4 protein-coding genes and 1 pseudogene are annotated in these 3,809 nt (G+C 68.5%); 3 read left to right on the top strand and 2 right to left on the bottom strand.

All coding sequences use genetic code 11. From position 1 onward, the window contains the following. A partial coding sequence (locus RWR81_RS12825; RefSeq protein WP_314458108.1) for a GDSL-type esterase/lipase family protein occupies positions 1-312 on the top strand: 312 nt, incomplete at its 5' end. A 21-nt stretch (positions 313-333) separates the two neighbouring features. Here the strand turns inward: RWR81_RS12825 and RWR81_RS12820 are convergent. Continuing rightward, the gene (locus RWR81_RS12820; RefSeq protein WP_314458107.1) at positions 334-1,065 is read right to left on the bottom strand and encodes a hypothetical protein; all 732 of its coding nucleotides are present in this window, start codon (positions 1,063-1,065) and stop codon (positions 334-336) included. A gap of 316 nt (positions 1,066-1,381) precedes the next feature. After that, on the bottom strand, positions 1,382-2,056 hold the full coding sequence (locus RWR81_RS12815) for a TetR family transcriptional regulator (protein ID WP_314458106.1): 675 nt from the start codon (positions 2,054-2,056) through the stop codon (positions 1,382-1,384). Positions 2,057-2,118: 62 nt separating this feature from the next. On the opposite strand from RWR81_RS12815, the gene RWR81_RS12810 reads away from it, so the two are divergent. Both RWR81_RS12810 and RWR81_RS12805 read left to right on the top strand, forming a co-directional pair. Then, positions 2,119-3,057 carry an ABC transporter ATP-binding protein gene (locus RWR81_RS12810; RefSeq protein ID WP_314458105.1) on the top strand — a complete coding sequence of 313 codons (939 nt, stop codon included), beginning with the start codon at positions 2,119-2,121 and terminating at the stop codon, positions 3,055-3,057. Continuing rightward, a pseudogene (locus tag RWR81_RS12805) lies at positions 3,054-3,809 on the top strand (ABC transporter permease); the annotation flags it as partial. The gene RWR81_RS12810 and the pseudogene RWR81_RS12805, both read left to right, overlap by 4 nt.

Raw genomic sequence — 3,809 nt, 5'->3', positions numbered from 1 at the left:
GCCCTGGCCAACATTCTCGACACGGCCGCCTCCGACCACCGCGAGTGCTTCGTCGTCGGGCCCCCTCCTCTGCCCGAGGCCGACCCCGACGCCACCGCCCAGCTCTCCCAGGCCGCCGAGGAGGTGTGCCTGCGCCGCAACGTGCCCTACGTGGACGCCTTCGAGCCGCTGCGCAACCACGAGCAGTGGACGGCCGACGTCGCGGCCGCCGGCGGCATGCACCCGGGCCAGGCCGGATACGGTCTGCTGGCCTGGCTGGTACTGCACCGTGGCTGGTACGAGTGGCTCGGCGTCGAGCGCCCCGAGGCCTGACGGCGCTGACACCCCACCGGGTCAGGCCCGCACCGAGGAGCCTGCGGCTGCCGGCTTGGACGCGGCGAAGATGTCGCCGGATATCCCCACGAGGCGGTTGGAGACGCGCATATTGAAGAATCCGACGATGGGGCCGACGAAGAAGCCCATGATGACCGTTCCCAGGGCGATGATGCCCAGCGAGAGGTCGAACCTGATGAGGATGAGGGCCAGGAGAATCGTGATGATGTCCTGGACCACACGGTAGGTGCGGTAGCTGTAGCGCGGGAAGCGGCGCCTGAGCGAGGGTGCGATCCCGTCATAGGGGCACTGGCCCAGGTCGCAGGTGATGTACATGGAGACCCCCAGGCAGAACAGAGGCAGCCCGATCGCCAGGTGGAGGAGCATGATGCCCACGGAGTACTCGACGTGGAAGACGCTGCGGTAGATCGGGCGGAAGTAGTCCACGAAGACGCCCACGATGGTGAAGTTGATGACCGTCCCCAGTCCGAAGATGGATCGGTCGAAGGGGAAGACGAGGATCAGCATGATGATGTTGACGATCGGGACGATCACGGCGAAGGAGATCCCTGAGACGTGGGAGATGCCCTGAAGGAAGGCCGTGAACGGGTCGACACCGCTCTTGCCCTCCAGACAGATCGCGATCCCACAGGCCGTGATCACCTGCCCCACGAAGCACACGAGGATGCGTCGCAGAAGAGAGTTGTCAGAGAGTGTCCATTGGCCTTTTGCTGTCAGGTTCCCTAGGTTCATGTCGCACCGCCATCGTTGAGGAGGAGCCGGCAAGGTCACGTCCACGAGGCACCACAGGGTCCCTCGGATCGGAGAGGGACCGGACAGTTCTCCTCACCATGAACCGGGCCGTGTTCCGCAACTCATAGGCTCACACCTCAGCGTCTCACCACAGTCAAGGCCGTAGGACCCAAATACGGCATTGAGTCAGCACCTGATCAGGGCGATTCCAGTCAGTCCCGGGACAGCTCAGGAACGACGTCGGCCGGTCACCGTAGGAGTGACCGGCCGACATCTGATATGTCTTCTGGGCGCCCCGCTGGACGCGTCACCCGGCTCAGGACCCGGGCGACGTCTGCTCCAGGCGCGCCAGCATGTCGATGACCTGGCCGATGTCCGCACGCAGGTCGCTCACCCCATCCTGCTCGTACCAGGTGCGCAGGACCGCCACGATCCCCCACATGGTCGCCGAGGCCAGGATCCTGGCCCGGGACAGCGGCATCCGTCGCGAGTCGCTCACGGCCCGGGCTATGGTCTCCACCTGCTCGTTGACCAGGACCCACATGGCGCCCTGAATCGAGGGGTGCTCGAAGCACCAGCGGGTGCGCACCCAGGAGGGTCCGGCGTCCTTGACGAAGTGTTCCGCCCACAGCTCGTCCAGCACCCGGGTCAGCACGTGCGCCAGGTCGTCGTCGCGCTGGAGGTAGTAGACGAGCAGCTCAAGGACGCGGTCGTCGTACTCGTCGTGGACGACCAGTCCCTCCTTGGTCCCGAAGTAGCGGTAGACCGTGGACGGTGAGACCTCGGCGGCGTCGGCGACCTGCTCGATGCTCACCGCATCGAAGCCGTACCGCTCGAACAGGTCGAGGGCGATGGCCTGGATGCGGTGCATCGTCGCCGCCTTTTTGCGCTCGCGCAGGCCCGGCCGTGGTGCGCGGGCGGCGTTCGCGGCGCTGTCGGCGGCGTCACGCTCCGGGGTGTCGGCACCGGAGCGCCTGGAGGGATCGGGCACGGGGCTCTCCTTGGGCGTCGTCGGCTCTTGACAGTCACAGTCTAGCAAGTAGAGTCACTGTCATGAGCAAGTCACTGTCAGATCGTGTTGTTGAGGCACAGTCACTCGTCAAGCGCTTCGGCGCCGTCACCGCCCTGGACGGACTGGACCTGTCCGTCCGCACCGGTGAGATCCATGGCTTCCTGGGCCCCAACGGCGCCGGCAAGTCGACCACGATCCGCGCTCTGCTCGGCCAGCTCCGGCTCAGCTCCGGCTCGGTCGCAGTCTTCGGCCAGGACGCCTGGCGCCACGCCGTCGACATCCACTCCCGCCTGGCCTACGTCCCCGGTGACACCATGCTGTGGCCGAATCTCACCGGCGGCCAGTGCATCGACCTGCTCGGAGGCTTCCACGGAGCCATGAACCGGACCCGCCGTGACGAGCTCGTCGAGCGCTTCGACCTCGACCCCACCCGGCGCTTCCGCACGTACTCCAAGGGCAACCGCCAGAAGGTCGCACTCGTGGCCGCCCTTGCATGCGACGTCGAGCTGCTCGTCCTGGACGAACCCACCTCCGGGCTCGACCCTCTCATGGAGGCGGTCTTCCAGGCCGTCGTCACCGAGCGCTCCGCCTCCGGAACCTCCGTCCTGCTCTCCAGTCACATCCTGGCCGAGGTCGAGACCCTGTGCGACCGGCTCACGGTCGTGCGTGCCGGGCGGGCCACCTTCACCGGGTCCTTGTCACAGCTTCGCTCCAGCGCCGCCACCGCCGTCGACGTCGTCACCCCCACCGCCATCCCGGGGCTGGAGCACGTCACCGGCGTCAGCCGCCTGCGCTCCCAGACCGAGCCACGCGGCCACCGCACCACGCTGCTGGCCCAGGCCGCCGCGCTACCCACCGTCCTCACCACGGTCGGAGCGGCCCGGCCGCTACAGGTCACCGTGCACCCACCGAGCCTCGAACAGCTCTTCCTGGACCAGTACACCGAGCAGGAGACCGACGACGGCGGTGAGCCACGATGACACGGTCCGCTCACCATCGCAGCCGCCCGCTGACAGGCCTGGGAGGGATGACGGTCCTGGGGATGCGCACCTCATGGCGCGGCCCGGCGCTGGTCGCGGTCATCTGCATCGCCCTGGTGGTAGCCATCGCCGTCGGCGTCGAGGGGCTCTACCCCAACCTGGACCAGCGCGTCGAGTACGCCGCGACCGCGGGCGCCTCGGGCATCTCCACCGCCTTCAACGGCCGCGGCTACGCGCTGGACACCCTCGGCGGGATCACCGGCGTCGAGGTCGGATTCATGGGGCAGATCCTCTTCCCGATCCTGGGCGTGGTGACGGCCATCGGACTGACCCGGCGCCAGGAGGAGGCCGGACGCACCGAGCTGCTCACCGCATCGCGCGTGGGACGGCTGGCCCCGCTGGCCGCCGCCGCCCTGCTGCTGGTCCTGACCTGCGCCGTCACGGCGGCGGGGCTGACAGTCTTCATGGCGGCGACCGGCCTGCCCGTGGTCGGCTCAGCCTGGTACGCGGCCGGCGCGGGCGCGTGCGTCCTGTTCTTCGCCGCCGTCGGCCTGCTCCTGGGCGAGCTGTGCCAACAGGCCCGCACCGCCCAGCAGCTCGGCCTGGGCGTGGTCACCGTGGCCTATCTCACCCGCTTCGTCATCGACGCCATGGGGCGGGACGCCGCATGGGCGAGCCCGCTGGGGTGGCTGCCGGAGGTGCGCGCCTTCGACTCGCCGCGGGTGTGGCCCCTGGCGGCCTACTGCCTCGCC

It is taken from the genome of uncultured Actinomyces sp. (genome assembly GCF_963526355.1).
GTDB lineage: Bacteria > Actinomycetota > Actinomycetes > Actinomycetales > Actinomycetaceae > Actinomyces.
Note: the sequence above shows the minus strand (reverse complement) of the source record. Positions and strands in the feature narration are given on the sequence as shown.

What these genes read in the sequence shown, in the direction of transcription:
- RWR81_RS12820 (WP_314458107.1), bottom strand. Translation starts at nt 1,065, where the DNA reads ATGAACCTAGGGAACCTGACAGCAAAAGGCCAATGGACACTCTCTGAC.
- RWR81_RS12810 (WP_314458105.1), top strand. Translation starts at nt 2,119, where the DNA reads ATGAGCAAGTCACTGTCAGATCGTGTTGTTGAGGCACAGTCACTCGTC.